This is a genomic window from Paenibacillus sp. FSL H3-0469 (assembly GCF_038051945.1).
Classification (GTDB): Bacteria; Bacillota; Bacilli; order Paenibacillales; family Paenibacillaceae; genus Paenibacillus_AQ.
This window is the reverse complement of record NZ_CP150302.1, coordinates 694,472-710,072: the sequence shown is the minus strand read 5'-3', so window position 1 is coordinate 710,072 and position 15,601 is coordinate 694,472. Positions and strand designations below refer to the sequence as shown.

Here is a 15,601-nt window from a genome sequence, read left to right as displayed (position 1 = left end):
CTGTTATGAAGCCTCCGCGAGCTTATGGCCGACAAACCCGATGATCGTGCCGATGCTTGCGAAGTGTTCATGTATCAGTTCCTCGGGCAGAATAATGATCTTGAATTCGCGCTCCAGTCTGTCCACCAGGTCAAGCAGACCCAGAGAGCTCAGCAGCCGGGACTCGAAGATATCAGTGTCCGGGCGCAGCTCCACAGCAGGAACGCGGGTCAGACCCGCTACGATCATTGTAACTTGTTCTGTGATTTTCATATACTGTTTTCTCCAATACTGGGGGATTTGTAATAGGGATCAAAAACATGGGCAATCGCCCGGATGAAATAGGTACCGCTTGGTGTGACCTGAATCAGCGGAGAATCTACCCCTTCCAGAAGCCCGTCCCGCTCCATGGCACGAAGCTGAATAATTTCCTGCTGGAAGTAAGTGTCGAAATCCGCGCCGCAGCTGGAAGTGAACGCCTCTTTGTCGATGGACATGCCGCCGAGGAGCCGCTGCAGGATAAGCTCAGCACGAACCAGGTCATCCTCCGACATCTGATGGGTTCTGCCGGTCTCTACAGGGAGTCTGCCCTGATCCAGCGCTGAGCGGTAACGGTCCATAGCCGTGGTGTTCTTATAATAGAGTCTGCCGGTCTTGCTGACGGCCGACTTGCCCAGTCCCAGCAGCTCCGGGCTGCCAATCTCCGAGGAACCCATGAAATCCCTGACCACCTGCGGTCCCGGATGCCGTTCTCTTCCGGTATTGCGGATGAAGGTATCGCTGCCCATCATGGTATAATCCGGCGACAGCGCCTCCCGGGCCAGCTCGAAAAGACGGGCTACCATGTAAGGATTGGGCAGGCTGAGCAGCGGGATTTTGCGCTGCAGCGGATAGATGGCCGGATAATGGGCGTACGGGAAGGCCACAATTTTGTCCGGAGCGATCTTGACAATCTCCCGCAGTGTGCGCTCGAACTCTCCAAGACCCTGATAGGGCAAGCCGTAGCACAGATCCACATTCACCGTGAAGCCCTTGCTGCGGGCAATTCCTATAATCTCCCGTGTCTCTTCCAGATCGCATTCCCGGTGAATGGCATTCAGGACCCGGGTGTCGAAATCCTGAACACCGAAGCTGATATAATTGAAGCCCAGCGCCTTCAGCAGCCGCAGCTTCCCTTCACTTACAATCTGCTTGTCCGGGTAGGCCTCCAGCTTCACTCTGGCGTTCTCCAGCGGCTCCACATACCGGTTCAGACTCCCGTACAGCCGTTCGATCTGCCGTTCATTCAGATAAGCCGGTGTTCCGCCGCCCCAGTGGATATTGCCGGACTTCAGCTTCCGGCTGCGGCCTGCCAGCTTAAGTTCCAGCTCCTGCTCCAACGCACCGATATAGAGATCCTGATCTTCCTCTCTGCCGCCCAGCACCCGGTCACAGCAGCAATAATAGCAGATGGATTTGCAGAACGGGATATGTACATAGACCTGTGCCTCCTCCAGTTCATTAAGGGTAAGGGCGATGGCGGATTCATCCGCAGGCTGGCGCCAGTGGCTGTCCACGGGATAGCTCAGATACATCGGCAGATTATATTCGTTGTACTTCTGTGACAGATAATGCAGTTGATGCTCAGTGGCCAATTTCACGTTCTAAGCTCCCTCCTTGCCCGTTCTTGCCGGGCTGCACAGTCTCACTATAAGCTCCTCTTCCTTGTGCATGATATCCTTCAGCAGCTGTTCATGGGCAATCCGCCAGTCTTCCGGCAGTTGAATACCCTTACTCCAGCGGATGAGATCGCTGCGGATATCCAGCCATGCGCGGATAATCCCGCCCGCTATGGAGACAACGGCGGGTTGATCTGTGAACAGACGCTCCAGCCGGTACTGCTCCGCCCGCTTGAAATCAATGATGGTATTCAGACCGGCGATCAGCCGCCGGGTATGCGGCTCTTCGGGATTCCCCGGTAGAGCGGCATAATCCGCAAGGAAGACAGACAAGGCCGCGATACCTCCGGCTAAGTCATCCTGGCAGGTGCGGTACAGGCTGCGGAGTTTACAGATATCGGGCTGCTTATAATAAAGATAAGGCTGCTGGTCACGCGGGAATTCCATCTGCGTGTATGTCTGCTCCGGCAGCATGAGATGCTGGAGATAGCCTTGGCAACCATTCAGCAGATCGCCTGCTGTAAGCATCCGTTCCCTGTAGTTCAACGCATCCTTATGGCTGTGCTCCAGCACAAGGAACTGATCCTGCAACTCTTTGAAGCCATAGACCAGCAGCGTATGGGCAAGATGCTTCTTCCGGTAGGTGTCCCTGCGGGCCGGCTCATAGAAGCTGTCCACCCACAGAATGAACAGGCTCTGCCGCTCAAGTCCCGCAATAAGCCTCTGCTTCAGCGCCTTCCCTTCCAGCGGGGTCTCGTACCTGACGGTAAGCTGCAACTGCTCCAGCAGCGCCTCGGGTGTGGCGGATTCAAGACAGACCGCAGAGATGGACGACGGTCCGGCCTCAGAACCCTCCAGGCGATATACATATATATCGCTGCACAGAAATGTATTCAGGTTTCTGCCGAAGACGTTCAGCACAGGGAACAGTGAGTTATAGAGACAGCTTTTGTAATATAGGTCGTTAAAAGGCTGCGGCTGGGCAGCGCGGCATACCTGGATGGAGGGTGCCGGTATTATCGGGCTTCCCGGGACGTTGCTCTGCTCCGGGAAGCTGGCGCCAGCCGCTGCCTCTTTACGGTAAGCGTCACTCCTAAGGCTTGCAGCAGCCGTGGTATACACGGCAAGTCCCCCCTCAACAAGCATAGCCTGCGCTCCGATAGTAGAGCTGCTCAGCAGATCTTCATACGCAAGAGTTATGCCTCTTGCAGCAAGCTCGCTGTGCAGCGCGACAGCTTCAACCGAGTTGCCGCCGATTTCGAAGAAATCATGGTGCAGGCCAGGCTCCTTCAGCTCCAGCACCGTCTCCCAGGCCTGGCGGATGGACTGCTGCAGCGGAGTGGTACAGGGAATGTATACACTGTCCGTGAGCATAGCATTCAGGGTGACCTCGGGCAGTTGTTTTTTATCCACCTTGCCGTTGGCATTCAACGGGAGCTGCTCCACCCGGACGAATATGGACGGAATCATGTAGACGGGCAGGTGCTCAGCCAAATGCTGCTTGAGCGCAGTGACTTGAATGTCTGGCTGGCTTGCAGTCAGATAGGCGCATAGATGTTTCTCCCCCGAACCCTGGCTCCTGGCCGTAACGATTGCATCCCGGATTCCCGGATAGTCCAGCAGCCGCTTCTCCACCTCCTTCGTCTCGACGCGGTAACCGCGAATCTTCACCTGATCGTCACGGCGGCCGAGGAATTCGATCATCCCATCTTCTCTCATCCGGCCCAGATCGCCTGTCCTGTATATCCGGTCCGCTCCAGGGTTGCCGAAGGGATCGGGCAGGAAGGCCCGTGCGCTTTTGTCCGGGTCATTGATGTAACCGCGCGCCACCCCGATCCCTCCGATGTATAGCTCCCCGGTCTCGCCCGCGTCCACCGGCTGCCCGGAATCATCGAGAATGTACCAGACATTCTGCTCAACCGGCAGGCCGTAGGGAATGCTCGTCCAGTTCCCGCAGACCTCAGCAACATGATGATAGATGGACCAGACCGCAGCCTCCGTAGCTCCGCCGAGTGCGGTCAGCTTGGCCCGGGGGAAGTAACGGGAATAGCTCCGTGCCAGCTCCAGGGGAATCCAGTCTCCGCTCAGGAAGATATGCTGCAGCTGCATTTGGGTGAAATCCGGCAGCTGCTCCGACGCATGCCTGATCAGATATTGCAGGGTCGCAGGCACAGAGTTCCAGAACGTAATTCCCTGTTCCAGCAGGATGCGGATAAGGTCGGCAGGACTGGTAATTTCCGACTCCGCACACAGGACAATCATGCCGCCAGCGGCCAGGAGGCCGAAGATATCATATACGGACAGATCGAAGCATACCGAGGTTACACATAATCCCTTGTCCCTGCTGGACATATGGAGCTCACGGTTCACCCAGCCAATCAGGTTAACGGCAGAACGGTGCTCAATCATCACACCCTTAGGCATACCGGTCGATCCGGAGGTGTACATGATATAGGCCAGATCCCTTCCCTGAACCGGGAGACCGGGATTATCATCGGAAGAGGGGGAATCTGCCGAATCTGCCGTAAGGTCAGCAGCTCCCAGGGTGAATTGAACGGGCACATCCAGCGGTTCTCCGTTTTCACAGATCGCGGCAACCGCCCCCGAGTGCTGCAAAATATAATTTTTGCGGCTGTCCGGGTAACGGGGATCTAACGGTACATATGCGGCCCCGCTTTTTAGCACAGCCAAGAGGGCCACAATCAGATGCTTATTCCGGTTCACAATAACCCCGACATGGTCATTCGGCCGGATACCCCGGGCAATCAGATTATGCGCCAGGCGGTTGGCCTGCCGGTTCAGCTCCCCGTAACTCATAGACTCTCCTGCTGTAACGATGGCAGTCTGTCCCGGCTGCCGGGCTGCCTGAAGCTCGAAGCATTCATGCAGTGTGGCAGCATTAGCAGAAGAACGGCCGCAGCGGGATTCCGTCATCACGATTACCTCCCCGTGTGCATTGTGTCCGGCGCAGACTGCTCCCGGCCCAGCTCTTCCGTAAGCCCGGTCAGTCCGCCCAGCGTCTCGCAGCCCAGCAGCTCGTCCACATGCTTCTCCAGATTAATGCCAAGCCTTCTCTCTACTATGGCGATGTACTCCACGATCATCACCGAGGTAATGGCCAGATCGTCGGCAATCGATAAGCCCGGATGCAGCTCCTCCTGATCGAAATAGCATACGCCAGCGATAATCTCATACAGCATGTTCTGCATCTGCATCTTCTCCTCTCTCTTCGTCCATCACAGCCGCCTGCTGAATTCAAGCTTCAATTGCTGCCGGTCCACCTTGCCGCTGCCCCCGGCCGGGAAGCAGTCATATACATGAACCAGATCGGGAACCATATAGCCCGGCAGCCGCTTGCCGACCGCCTGCTTCAGCCCGAGAACAGTGAAGCTGCCTGCATCCTGCACGATCACTGCGGCACAGATCAGCGGATAGCCTTCGCTGTCGGGGATATCAACAACTATGGCATGAAGGATCATCTCCAGCTCATGCAGCACGCGCTCAATCTCCGGCAGCTCAACCCGGAAGCCTGAGCGCTTGATCATAGCGTCCCGGCGTCCAATCAGGACCAGTGCGCCGTCTTCGTCCACTGTAGCCATATCCCCGGTACAATAGAGCCTGTCCCCAAGCCCCCACTCCGGGGGAACCCGGCGGAAGCTCTGCTCTGTAAGCTGTGGATTACGATAGTATCCCTTCATAACGATGGAGCCTCTGACACAGATCTCCCCCTCTTCACCGCTGCTTGCAAGGCGGCCGTCAGCGGTGATTACCACCACACCGGTATTCCCGCAGGGATAACCAATCGGCACCGGGGCATCCCGTATAATCTGTTGAGCCGTCAGCGGATAACAGGTACAGACATTGGTCTCTATTAGTCCGTATAAATTGTAGAAATCTGCACGCGGCAGCAGCTCCATCATCCGCAGCAGCAGCTTCGGCTGAAGAACCTCTCCCGCGAACAGTACGCCGCGCAGCGAAGGCAGACCGCCTTCGGGGAACCGGGCATATTTGACTACGGCATTCCACAGGGAAGGTACGGTGTAGATCCAGCTAATCCGCTCTTGCCTGACTGCGGCAAGGAAGCGTGACGGATGCTGAATGACCTCAGTGCCCAGCAGGATCAGAGTCGCCCCCACGGCAACCGGCACGAAGATATCGAAGACCGCCAGGTCGAAATGAAAAGGCGCTACCGCTGAGAAGCGGTCTTGCTCTTCCGGCTTGAAGTAGCTGCAGCACCAGTCAATGAATGTTCTGGCATTGAGATGGGTAATCATCACTCCCTTAGGCACTCCAGTGGAGCCTGAAGTGTATAGAATATAGGCCAGATCCTCGCTGATCGGCGGCCTTCTGCCGCTCTGCAGGTCACGCAGCGGCTGCCCTGTCTCCACATGAACGGCTTTGCAGTCATACGCTCCATCTTCATTGTCATCCTCTGACTCTGCCTTCTTCTCATCCAGGAGCAGCACATGCAGCGATCTTAAATGTTCTGCTTGCCCGGAGTCTGCCTCCTTCAACAGCTTTTTCAGATTCGTGCGCTCCGTAATCAGGTACTGCGTCCCGCTGCTCTCCAGGATGGCCAGCATCCGCTGAACAGGAGAATAGGTCGTATCCAGCGGAATATATGCTCCTGCGGTGAACAGCACGCCGAACATGGCACATATCGCCTGCGGAGACTTGTCCAGACAGATTGCAGCAGTCTCCCCCGGCAGCATACCCGCGGAGATCAGTGCATCGGAAATCTGCAGACTGCGACGGTAGAGACCGCCATAGGTCAGCTCCCGGCCTTCATGATACAATGCCGTCCGCTCCGGGCAGCGTTCGGCGCTGCAGATCAGGTAATGCTGAAGCAGGAAATCACTCATACCCTTCCCCCAGACCTTCCAGCATGATTCTCTTCTGCATCTCACTCGTCCCGGAGTACAGCTTGGAGGCCAGTGAATCCCGCATCTGCTTCTCCGGGGCACTCTCCTTCACATATCCGTAAGCCCCCCAAATCTGTACAGCCGCCAGGCTGTTCTGCACCTTGGATTCGGAGGTATGCAGCTTCAGCATAGAAGCACTGTGCATCCCGCAGCGTCCCTGATCGAAGTCGGCGCATACCTTGTACAGCATTAGCCTGCCCGTTTCCAGCCGGAGCCGCATCTGGACCAGCTTGTCATAGACCCCTTCGAAGGAGAGAATAGCTTGTCCGAACTGCTTCCTCTTGCTTGCATAATGATACGTCTGTTCATACTGCTGTTCCATGGCTCCGGCATGATAAGCACTGACGATAATCCGCTCCCACAGCATTGCCTTGAAGAAGATGCCCATCCCCTGACGCTCCCGTCCCAGCAGTCTGTCAGCCGGAATGCGGGTGTGGTTCAGCAGAACCTCACTCATCGGACTGGTCCGCAGACCCATTTTGCCGAAGACTTGTCCTATCCTGTATTCCTCCTGCTGTGCCTCCAGAATAAAAGCAGACACATCCAGCATGGGCAATCCGTTCGCATGCTTGCCGTACACCAGCAGAATATCGGCTTCCGGGGCCAGTGTGGCAAAGGTCTTGACGCCATTCAGCAGATACCCGTCCGCAAGCTTCTCGACCGAGGTGGTCATGGCAGAAGAGTCGGACCCGGCCCCCGGCTCTGTAATGACGCTGCTGCCGATGAATCTGCCGCCGATCAGCGGGGCCAGATAGCTTGTCTGCTGTTCCCCATTACCATACACCCAGAGCGGCACCTGTGCCGCCGACATCTGGGCGCATACCGAGAACACCAGGCCTTCGTCATGGCAGTGCCGCGCCAGTGAGTACACCGCCAGTGCCGTAGTCAGCATCCCCTGCTCTGCGCCGCCGTAACGCTCCGGGAAGGGAAGTCCAAGCAAGCCGGTATCGGCGATTCTGGACCATTTATCCCTGCGGAAGGTGCCATGCTCATCATCCTCATATACTCCGTCGTTCAAATATCGCCCGCTGCATTCCTCCATCAGACTGCAGATCTGCCGCTGCTCCTCGGTATAGCTGAAATCCACATTAAGCGCCCCTCAACCCTGAGATTTATGAACATACAATGAATACAAGGTAATGTTACAGGTTCTCTCCACCCATGCCTCTGACGATGACGTCATTCAGCAGAAATTGGCTTTCCGCCGGAATTCCCTCCACGGCCCACCTTCTGAGGACATTCTTCTGCACCTTGCCGGATTCCAGCACCGGCAGCTGGGAGACGAGGTGCACCCGGTCGGGTACCTTGTAGTTGGCGATTTTGCCGCGGCAGTAGGCCTTGACTTCGCCTTCGGTCAGCAGGACTCCGGGCCTCGGGATGACAAAAGCAGCAAGCGCCTCGCCCAGAATCTCATCCGGCTCCCCGACTACCGACACATCCTCCACCTTGTCCATGTGCAGTACACATTCTTCAATATCTACCGGATAGACATTGAAGCCGCCGCGGATGACCATATCTTTGATCCGTCCGGCAATACAAAGGTTGACGCCATCCTTGTAATAACAAGCCAGATCCCCGGTGTACAGCCATCCTTCCTCATCGATCACCTCACGTGTCTTAGCCTCATTCTTATAGTAGCCCTTCATCAGATAGCCCCGGATGGCCAGCTCGCCGATCTCACCCTTCGGCAGCTCCTTGCGGTCCCGGTCCACAATCTTGGCCTCGAAGCCTTCAATCGGCCTGCCCACGGTGTGCAGCCGGACATCCGGCGGATCATCCAGGCGCGTCATGGTGACCAGACCGGTAGCTTCAATAATGCCGTAGGCATTAATCAGCGTACATTGGGTGGTCTCCTCGATGGAGCGGGCCAGATAAGGGGTGCACAACGAACCGGAGACCACGACCTTGCGCAGCTCGCGGAACAGCCCCGGCTTGCAGTAGGGCATGGCCAGAATCAGGCTCCACATCGTCGGCTGGGTGTGAAAGAGGTTAATTCCGTTTTTGGCGACATGGCTCAGAATATCATTGGGGTTGAAGTTGGTGATCCATTTCATCGTAATACAGGAGACGAAGTAGACCAGCACGGCATTGAAGCCCTGTGCCGCATAGAGGGGAGCAATCGAAAAGCCGATATCCTCCCGGATATCCAGCAATTGTCCGCCGTAATAAGAGGTAGCCACCAGATTGCGGTGAGTGATCATCACACCCTTGGGGTGGCCGGTGGTTCCTGAGGTGTATCCCAGAATCGCAATATCGTCAGGCTCAACAGGTTCAAGCGGCCTATTATTCAGCGGAACGGTCAGCGGGCTCAGCAGTTCGGAGAACGGCAGACTGCCTGCCTGAGGCTCATCGCCCAGCACAATATAATTGCGGATAGCCGGCAGCCGGGGACGAAGCTCCTTCAACAGAATCTCTTCATAATTAAAAATGCCCAGCCGGTCCTGATAAATGATCGTCTCCGCATCGGAATCCTCCAGAATCCGCCTGATCTCATCCGGCTCATAACGCGTGCTGACGGGAACGATCCATGCGCCGATCCGGAACAGGGCGAAGTAGAGATACAGATATTCCAGACTGTTAGGCAGCAGTACGGCTACCTTGTCATTCTTCCGGATGCCGAGGTCCAGCAAATTGCCGGCGATCGTGGCGGCATAATCATACAACTGCGCGAAGGTTACAGTCTCCTGCTCGAACACCACGGCAGGCTTGCCGGGGTAATCCCGCTGCAACGTGTCCAGTACGCAATCAATGGTTAAACGTTCATAATGGATCATTGGTGTACCTGTCTCCTTTATCAGTCCAGATAGGATAGATCAAAGCCTTCGAAATGCTGCGCGGCCTCTTCCTCGTTCAGAATGGCGCCGATACAGCCCGGCCGTTTGCGGGGTCGCTGCATAGCCGTCATAATATACTGGATATAATTGAAATTGTTCGAGAATGAACGGATGCCGATGGCCTGCATGATAATCCCGATGAACGCGCCGGGGGCGAGGTTGGTATTCATCATCTTGTCCGCGTAGTCCGGGAACAGCTCCGCCTTCAATTTCTCCACACAGACGAACAGGAACTTCTGCATACGGATGAAAATATAGTCATTCTCCTTCTGATAGATCTCATCCGTGTGGATCAGCTCTCCATTCAGATAGAATTCGGCCAGAACCGGTGATTTCAGCTTCATATACCCCTCCTGGTCGAAGGTGATATGATTGAACACATCATATAGGACCACCGTGTACGACAGCTCCTCTTTTCCGCTGAATGCCTGAAGCCCGGTTAAGTACAGATTGCCGTCCGCAGCATAAATATCCACAATATCCTCTTCGTAAAATAATGCACCGGAGCCTCCTTCCTCCATCTGCTGCCTATACATGAAGTAGGAGCTGTAAATCCCGCTCATAATCTCAAAAATATGAAAGCACTTAAACCGGTCAAACCTCAGCCTGGCGGCGAGCTTCCTGTCGAACCGCTCCCCTTCCAGCTCTGCCTTCAGCTTCCGCTCCAGATACTCTCTGGAACACAATACACCCTTCCCGCCGTTAAAAAGCTCGTCCACCGCCGCTTCCAGAATCAGCCCTTCCGGGCTTACCGTCAGATGGATCATGAACGACAGGGAGACATCCTGCTTACGCATACGGGTAATATCCCGCTGCCAGCCGATGATACGCAGATTCCCGTCCTCCTGCCTCTGGAGATTCGTACCCCGCGCCCGGATCATGGGCACAAGCTTATCCGTGCAGGAATAGTTGCCGTAAGCAACTCTTTTGCGGATAATCTCCAGGTCGAGCGGTTCTCTTACAATCAGCTTAGGGACGGGGAAATTCGCAGTCTTCATCGTTCTCCACCCTCCCTTACCATGTGAGATACGCCGCTGCATACGTTAAGCCGCATGCACTGCCCAACAGCAGAATGGAATCTCCCTTATGCAGCAGCCCCTGCTCTTCGCCTATAGCCAGGCCCGCAGGGATATTAGTGCTGCCCATGTTGCCGTTCAGGGGAAACGTATTGACGGGGAAAACCTTATCTGACCGCACCTCCAGCTTATTCAGCAGTGAATTGGTAATATTGCGGCCCAGCTGGTGGGAGAAGATATAATCGATGCTGTCCTTACTCAGCCCGTGCCCGTCCAGGAATTCTTCAACGAAGCCCGGCATATCGCGGATGACCTTGGCGGCAATCCCGCGGCCGTCCGACCGGCTCATGAAATCCATCTCCGCGAAGCTTGGTACGGGCATATGGATTTTGGGCGACACATAGAGGGACAGATCCCAATCCTCATGATTCCGCTGCTCCCCGTAATACCGGATGGATCGTTCGCCATGATCGGCACCCAGCAGCATCGCGGCGGCGCCTGCCCCGGCGAACAGCAGATTCATTTTGTAATCCGCGTCTGCAAGGCTGCTGACCTTGCCTGCGTAATTGGAAGCCTCCAGCAGCTCCAGCGGATTCTCACTGGTCACCACGAGAATATTGCGGTATTTGCCGGAAGATATGTATAGACTGGACAGCTCCATCGCTTTGAGGAATCCGTTACAGGTATCGTTGATGTCATAATAATTGCTCCGGCTCATCCCCAGCTCATGTGCGAGAATCATGGCATACGACGGCTCACGGAACGGATTGCAGACACCCACGAACAGCAGTAAGTCCACTTCGCTTGCCGGGATTCCCGCTTTGCCGATCGCTTCCTGTGCAACCTTCACGGCCATCTGCACCGAGCCGTCTTCCCTGTAGTCCACAGAGCAGGAGCGGGTCTCGATCTCCAGGAAATCAAGCTTGCGCTTACTGCCGTACACGAGCTGCTCCAGATCATCCTTGGCCAGCTCCTGACAATAATTCTCCGCGAACCATTCTACAATCTCCCCGTTGTTCATGCGCCCCTTAGGGATGTAATAGGATAAGGCGCGTATAGACAGATTCAACATGGTCATATTCCTCTCCATTAAGATGATAGACTGCCGGTCTGCAGGTCCCCGCCCAGGCTTCTATAGTAATTGAAACGATCGTAAGCTTCGCCCAGTGTGCGGGTCATCACGCGGTCTTCGGGATTGAACATGACCTGATACTCTCTCTCGAGTCTTAGCATCGCGTTCACTAAGGATAAAGAATCGATCCCCAGCTCCAGCAGCAGATTGACCTCCGGGGTCAGTCTGGAGGACTCAATTCCCAAATACCCGGCGAAAATCTGCTGAAACTGTGTAAAGCTTATCCGCTCTTGCATATGCTCACCTGCCTGTTGTCATATTGTGTCTAACCTGGTCAATCAGGAGAGGGACGGCCTCGAACAGATCGGCCACAATACCGTGGGCAGCCAGTCCCAGAATCGGCGCGTTCCGGTCCTTGTTGATGGCAATGACCGTGTCCATTCTGCGGATGCCCACGGTGTGCTGAACGGCTCCCGATATGCCGACAGCGAGATAGATCCGTCCGCTGACATTCCGGCCGGTTAAGCCGATCTGCCGGGAATAGTCCAGCCAGCCTTGGTCAATTACGGGCCGGGTAGCACCAAGCTCTGCACCCAGACATGCGGCGAGTTCCCGGACCAGCTCCACGCCCTCCTTGCTGCACACGCCGCGCCCGGCGGCAACGATGATACCCGGAGCAGAGGAGGAATCAGCAGCTTCACGGCTGCTGATTACCTCAAGGACGGAGGTGCGGAGCGCCTGCGGAAGCTTGAGCTGCGGACGGATGATCTGGCCCGTCCGGTGCGGACCCGGCGGCGCGGGAAGCATGGCTCCAGGGCGGATGGTAGCCATTTGCGGTCTGGCCTCCGGACAGTAGATGGTGGCCATCAGCGTCCCTTCCCGGGCGGGACGGATCTGCAGCAGCATGCGCTGGGCCGGATCAATATCCAGCCCGGTGCAGTCTGCGGTTAAGCCGGTGTTCAATCTGGAGGCCAGTGTGGCCGCGATGGATTTACTATGTATGGTGGAGGAGAATAACAGAATTTCCGGCTTCCTGTCCATCACCAGCTGATACAGCAGAGCAGTATGAAGCTCCTCATTAACCGGACTTAGGACGGTCTGATCCAGTATATAGACGGTATCTGCGCCATGGCGGATACAGGAGTCTGCATCTGCTTCGGCTCCGCTGCCGGTTAGCACCACGGCAATATCTGTCTGCAGCTTCGCAGCCAGCTCACGGGCGCAGCCCAGCAGCTCGTAAGCGGCCGGATGGAGTATTCCGTCATTGTATTCACAGGCAATCATGATGCCTTCGTATTCTCTGGCCCGCAGGCACTGATTCGGCATGGCTGCCTCCTATCCTAATGAATGTAGCGAAGATATACAGCGGGGTTCCGCGACTAGAGCATCCTTAGCCAAGGACGAGCCGGGCGACCTCCTGGATCTGCTCCTGAAGGCTCTTGCCGCTGACGGTGTGCTGCACCAGCCCTTCAACGGCATTACGCACAGCTAATACCCGGGTTGGGGAACCTGCAAGCCCGCAGGCTGCCTTGTCCAGACTAAGCTCTGCGGCGGACAGCCTTGTAATTTCAGAGCGGCCCGCTTGCAGAATGCCCTTCACGGTAGCCATTCGCGGCTGGTTGATGCCCTGGTGCACCGTAATCAGGGCCGGGAGTGCCAATTGTACGATTTCAGAACCATTCTCCGTCATCCGCTTGCAGATGATGAAGCGTTCCTCCAGTGCAAGAATCTCTTGCACATGCGTGGTGTGGGCCACTCCCAGCTTCTCCGCCAGCGCGGGGCCGACCTGACCCGTCTCCCCGTCAATGGAGTGCGTGCCGCACAGGACCAGATCCGGCTGGCCCAGCAGCTGAAGTCCCCGGGCGAGGACAATCGCTGTTGCCAGTGTATCTCCGCCCGCGAACAGCTTGTCGGTCAGGAGCACGCCCCGATCCGCTCCAAGTGCGATACAGCTCCGCAGGGTCTTGGCTGCGGATTCCGCACCCATGCTGACCGCGGTCACGCTCCCGCCCAGGCGCTGTCTGATCCGGAGGGCCTCTTCGAGGGCAAAGACGTCCGCCGGATTCAGCGCCAGTCCGGAGCCTGCGGTCTGTACCTGCTTGACGCAGACGGCGATATGCCATCTATCTGTAGCTTGGAAGGCTGCTCCGCTGCTCATGAAGGCTGGCGCAATTCCCGGAGAATCGGCGAAATATTCTCTTTGCGCACATCGTCGCAGTTCCGGACCATTTCTTCCGCCATTTCCTTGCCCATGAACAGCCGGGTCATTTTCTGGCCGACTTTCATCATGGTTTTATCCTTATCGGCAAGCGTTTCGAAGTTAAAGCGTCCTTCCAGCGGGAAATACGTAAGGCCGGCACGGATTTTCTCAGGAATGCTTTTGGTATAATTTTTGACAGTGGCTTCGCTCTGTACAGGCGTCTTGGAGACGGAGAAGAGGATGACCTTCTTATCCTGCAGCTGATTCCACACCTTCTTCAGATAATCGGCGATGACCAGCTTCTGGACCCGGACATACGTGCCTATGATCACTGTGTCATACCGGTCTGCCTGCTTCATGTCGAAGCTCCCGATGTCTGCCAGATCGGCTCCAAGCTCCTCCGCGATCCACTGCGCATATTGCTTCGTGCTTCCATAGACACTCGTGTAAAGGACAAGACTTTTCATACAGCACCTCCTGAAAATGTAAATGTTATGGTCTGCCGGTTAGTCCGGCAGCAGCTCCTGCAGGGATTGCAGCAGCAAGGCCTCCGAGGAATCAGTCATCGCCTTGGCCGGCAGCACAATGGTAAAAACATATTCCTCCCGCAGAACAGATATTGCCTTGAATTGCGTGAAATTCTTGAACTGGCTGATGGCTCCCCGTCCGCTGCGGCTGCATGATTTGACTTCAAACAGCTCAGTGGGAACGGTGAAGCCGGTCTGGATGACCTTGGACATCGCTTCCTTGGCCGTCCAGAGCAGAGTCAAAAAGTTCGGGAGGGCAAGCAGAGGCCCGGATTCCTTGATCAGCTCCTCCTCCTGCTTACTGGTAATTCTTCTGATTCCCTCCACGGCCTTCTCGTCCACCAGCTCGATATCGACGCCCGCCATGAGACGCGGATCGTAATCCACCGCGGCCCCCAGCTTATCGCAATGGGTAATGGTAATCCGCCGTATTCAGATAGTCCAGCGGACCGTCCTCCGGCGGCAAGGAGACCACGCTGAGCTTCAGCCCGTAGCTTCCCTCCGGTCCTTCCAGCTTCAGATGGCATCTTCTCACCGTCTCGGAGAGAAATTGTTCATATTGCCTTGCGAACGCTGTATATTGCACCTGTCTGCACCCCTATTCTTTCTCCCAAGGAAATCTTTGATAACGTACATAATTCTGAATGTTCTCCCTCACCTCCGGTGATGCGGTCAGCTTGTCGATCTCCGCCACGGCAGCCTTCTCCATCCGCTCGTTGATGATCCACATCTCCCGGAAATAACCCTTAATTTCCCGGACCGTCTGCGGCGAGATCCGGCTGATTCTCCGGTACAGCCGCTGGACGGCAGCATCCGGGGTATCGGTCACCTCATCAGCCAGTCTGCACCCCAGCGCTTCTTCCGCAGACAATGGCAGTGTGGTTAGCGTCATCTTATACGCCTGCCAGTAGCCTGTCCGGCGGATCAGATAAGGGCTCACCAGTGCGGGAACGAGGCCCCAGATAGCCTCCGGCAGAGCGAAGGTGGAGCGCGGTGTGGCGATGACATAATCGCAGGCGGCCATAAGTCCGATGCCGCCGGCAAGCACCTGCCCGTCAATTTTGGCAATCACCATCCTGGACAGATTGCCTAGCCTCTTCAAGAGCTGCATAAAGTCTGCGGAGTGTGGGGCATCGGAATCAGCGCTTCCTCCGGCAGCCTCCCCATCCACGAATGCCTGGAAGTTCATCCCTGTGCAGAAATAACCGCCGGTGCCTTCCAGAACAATAGCTTTGCAGCCGTCCAGCCCTTCAAGTCTTCCCAAGGCAGCCAGCAGCTCGGACACAAGAACGGCAGACAGGCTATTCCTGGACCCGGGACGGCTCAGCCGGATGCTGTACAGTCCATCGCCCAGGTGGCTAACGGCAATGGCTTGATAGTCCATAACCATGGG

At 56.1% G+C, this 15,601-nt stretch carries 16 protein-coding genes; all 16 read right to left on the bottom strand.

Annotated features, from left to right (window positions below; all coding sequences use genetic code 11):
• Positions 1 to 3: 3 nt before the first annotated feature.
• The 16 genes from NSS83_RS02935 to NSS83_RS02860 all read right to left on the bottom strand — a co-directional run bounded on the left by NSS83_RS02935 (position 4) and on the right by NSS83_RS02860 (position 15,598).
• Positions 4 to 252: a phosphopantetheine-binding protein gene (locus tag NSS83_RS02935; RefSeq protein WP_341021966.1), complete on the bottom strand. Its 249-nt coding sequence runs from the start codon at positions 250 to 252 to the stop codon at positions 4 to 6.
• Positions 249 to 1,619 (bottom strand): radical SAM protein, encoded by a 1,371-nt coding sequence (locus NSS83_RS02930; protein WP_341185825.1) that lies wholly within the window; start codon positions 1,617 to 1,619, stop codon positions 249 to 251. Before NSS83_RS02930 ends, NSS83_RS02935 begins: the two co-directional genes overlap by 4 nt.
• Positions 1,620 to 1,622: 3 nt before the next feature.
• On the bottom strand, positions 1,623 to 4,571 hold the full coding sequence (locus tag NSS83_RS02925; protein WP_341185826.1) for an amino acid adenylation domain-containing protein: 2,949 nt from the start codon (positions 4,569 to 4,571) through the stop codon (positions 1,623 to 1,625).
• Between the two features lie 5 nt (positions 4,572 to 4,576).
• Positions 4,577 to 4,846, bottom strand: a complete 270-nt coding sequence (locus NSS83_RS02920; RefSeq protein WP_341185827.1) for an acyl carrier protein — start codon at positions 4,844 to 4,846, stop codon at positions 4,577 to 4,579.
• A 27-nt stretch (positions 4,847 to 4,873) separates the two neighbouring features.
• The gene (locus tag NSS83_RS02915) at positions 4,874 to 6,499 is read right to left on the bottom strand and encodes an amino acid adenylation domain-containing protein (protein WP_341185828.1); all 1,626 of its coding nucleotides are present in this window, start codon (positions 6,497 to 6,499) and stop codon (positions 4,874 to 4,876) included.
• On the bottom strand, positions 6,492 to 7,646 hold the full coding sequence (locus NSS83_RS02910) for an acyl-CoA dehydrogenase family protein (RefSeq protein WP_341185829.1): 1,155 nt from the start codon (positions 7,644 to 7,646) through the stop codon (positions 6,492 to 6,494). Before NSS83_RS02910 ends, NSS83_RS02915 begins: the two co-directional genes overlap by 8 nt.
• Positions 7,647 to 7,701: 55 nt before the next feature.
• Entirely contained in the window at positions 7,702 to 9,333 is a 1,632-nt protein-coding gene (locus NSS83_RS02905; RefSeq protein WP_341185830.1) for an AMP-binding protein, read from the bottom strand.
• A gap of 20 nt (positions 9,334 to 9,353) precedes the next feature.
• Positions 9,354 to 10,391, bottom strand: a complete 1,038-nt coding sequence (locus NSS83_RS02900; protein WP_341185831.1) for a hypothetical protein — start codon at positions 10,389 to 10,391, stop codon at positions 9,354 to 9,356.
• Between the two features lie 16 nt (positions 10,392 to 10,407).
• Positions 10,408 to 11,487: a 3-oxoacyl-[acyl-carrier-protein] synthase III C-terminal domain-containing protein gene (locus NSS83_RS02895; protein WP_341185832.1), complete on the bottom strand. Its 1,080-nt coding sequence runs from the start codon at positions 11,485 to 11,487 to the stop codon at positions 10,408 to 10,410.
• A gap of 11 nt (positions 11,488 to 11,498) precedes the next feature.
• A complete protein-coding gene (locus tag NSS83_RS02890; RefSeq protein ID WP_341185833.1) occupies positions 11,499 to 11,777 on the bottom strand; it encodes an acyl carrier protein in 279 nt (92 codons plus the stop codon).
• A gap of 4 nt (positions 11,778 to 11,781) precedes the next feature.
• Positions 11,782 to 12,807, bottom strand: coding sequence for an electron transfer flavoprotein subunit alpha/FixB family protein (locus NSS83_RS02885; RefSeq protein ID WP_341185834.1), 1,026 nt, complete (start codon positions 12,805 to 12,807; stop codon positions 11,782 to 11,784).
• Between the two features lie 64 nt (positions 12,808 to 12,871).
• The gene (locus NSS83_RS02880) at positions 12,872 to 13,639 is read right to left on the bottom strand and encodes an electron transfer flavoprotein subunit beta/FixA family protein (protein ID WP_341185835.1); all 768 of its coding nucleotides are present in this window, start codon (positions 13,637 to 13,639) and stop codon (positions 12,872 to 12,874) included.
• A complete protein-coding gene (locus tag NSS83_RS02875) occupies positions 13,636 to 14,148 on the bottom strand; it encodes a flavodoxin domain-containing protein (RefSeq protein WP_341185836.1) in 513 nt (170 codons plus the stop codon). Before NSS83_RS02875 ends, NSS83_RS02880 begins: the two co-directional genes overlap by 4 nt.
• A gap of 39 nt (positions 14,149 to 14,187) precedes the next feature.
• On the bottom strand, positions 14,188 to 14,595 hold the full coding sequence (locus tag NSS83_RS02870; protein WP_341185837.1) for a 4'-phosphopantetheinyl transferase superfamily protein: 408 nt from the start codon (positions 14,593 to 14,595) through the stop codon (positions 14,188 to 14,190).
• A gap of 13 nt (positions 14,596 to 14,608) precedes the next feature.
• Positions 14,609 to 14,794: a hypothetical protein gene (locus NSS83_RS02865; protein ID WP_341185838.1), complete on the bottom strand. Its 186-nt coding sequence runs from the start codon at positions 14,792 to 14,794 to the stop codon at positions 14,609 to 14,611.
• A 12-nt stretch (positions 14,795 to 14,806) separates the two neighbouring features.
• Positions 14,807 to 15,598 (bottom strand): enoyl-CoA hydratase-related protein, encoded by a 792-nt coding sequence (locus NSS83_RS02860; protein ID WP_341185839.1) that lies wholly within the window; start codon positions 15,596 to 15,598, stop codon positions 14,807 to 14,809.
• Positions 15,599 to 15,601 lie beyond the last annotated feature (3 nt).

Excerpts from the sequence above, each read along its gene's own strand:
- NSS83_RS02935 (WP_341021966.1), bottom strand. The coding sequence starts at position 252 with ATGAAAATCACAGAACAAGTTACAATGATCGTAGCGGGTCTGACCCGC.
- NSS83_RS02925 (WP_341185826.1), bottom strand. The coding sequence starts at position 4,571 with ATGACGGAATCCCGCTGCGGCCGTTCTTCTGCTAATGCTGCCACACTG.
- NSS83_RS02920 (WP_341185827.1), bottom strand. The coding sequence starts at position 4,846 with ATGCAGAACATGCTGTATGAGATTATCGCTGGCGTATGCTATTTCGAT.
- NSS83_RS02915 (WP_341185828.1), bottom strand. The coding sequence starts at position 6,499 with ATGAGTGATTTCCTGCTTCAGCATTACCTGATCTGCAGCGCCGAACGC.
- NSS83_RS02905 (WP_341185830.1), bottom strand. The coding sequence starts at position 9,333 with ATGATCCATTATGAACGTTTAACCATTGATTGCGTACTGGACACGTTG.
- NSS83_RS02900 (WP_341185831.1), bottom strand. The coding sequence starts at position 10,391 with ATGAAGACTGCGAATTTCCCCGTCCCTAAGCTGATTGTAAGAGAACCG.
- NSS83_RS02895 (WP_341185832.1), bottom strand. The coding sequence starts at position 11,487 with ATGACCATGTTGAATCTGTCTATACGCGCCTTATCCTATTACATCCCT.
- NSS83_RS02890 (WP_341185833.1), bottom strand. The coding sequence starts at position 11,777 with ATGCAAGAGCGGATAAGCTTTACACAGTTTCAGCAGATTTTCGCCGGG.
- NSS83_RS02885 (WP_341185834.1), bottom strand. The coding sequence starts at position 12,807 with ATGCCGAATCAGTGCCTGCGGGCCAGAGAATACGAAGGCATCATGATT.
- NSS83_RS02880 (WP_341185835.1), bottom strand. The coding sequence starts at position 13,639 with ATGAGCAGCGGAGCAGCCTTCCAAGCTACAGATAGATGGCATATCGCC.
- NSS83_RS02875 (WP_341185836.1), bottom strand. The coding sequence starts at position 14,148 with ATGAAAAGTCTTGTCCTTTACACGAGTGTCTATGGAAGCACGAAGCAA.
- NSS83_RS02860 (WP_341185839.1), bottom strand. The coding sequence starts at position 15,598 with ATGGTTATGGACTATCAAGCCATTGCCGTTAGCCACCTGGGCGATGGA.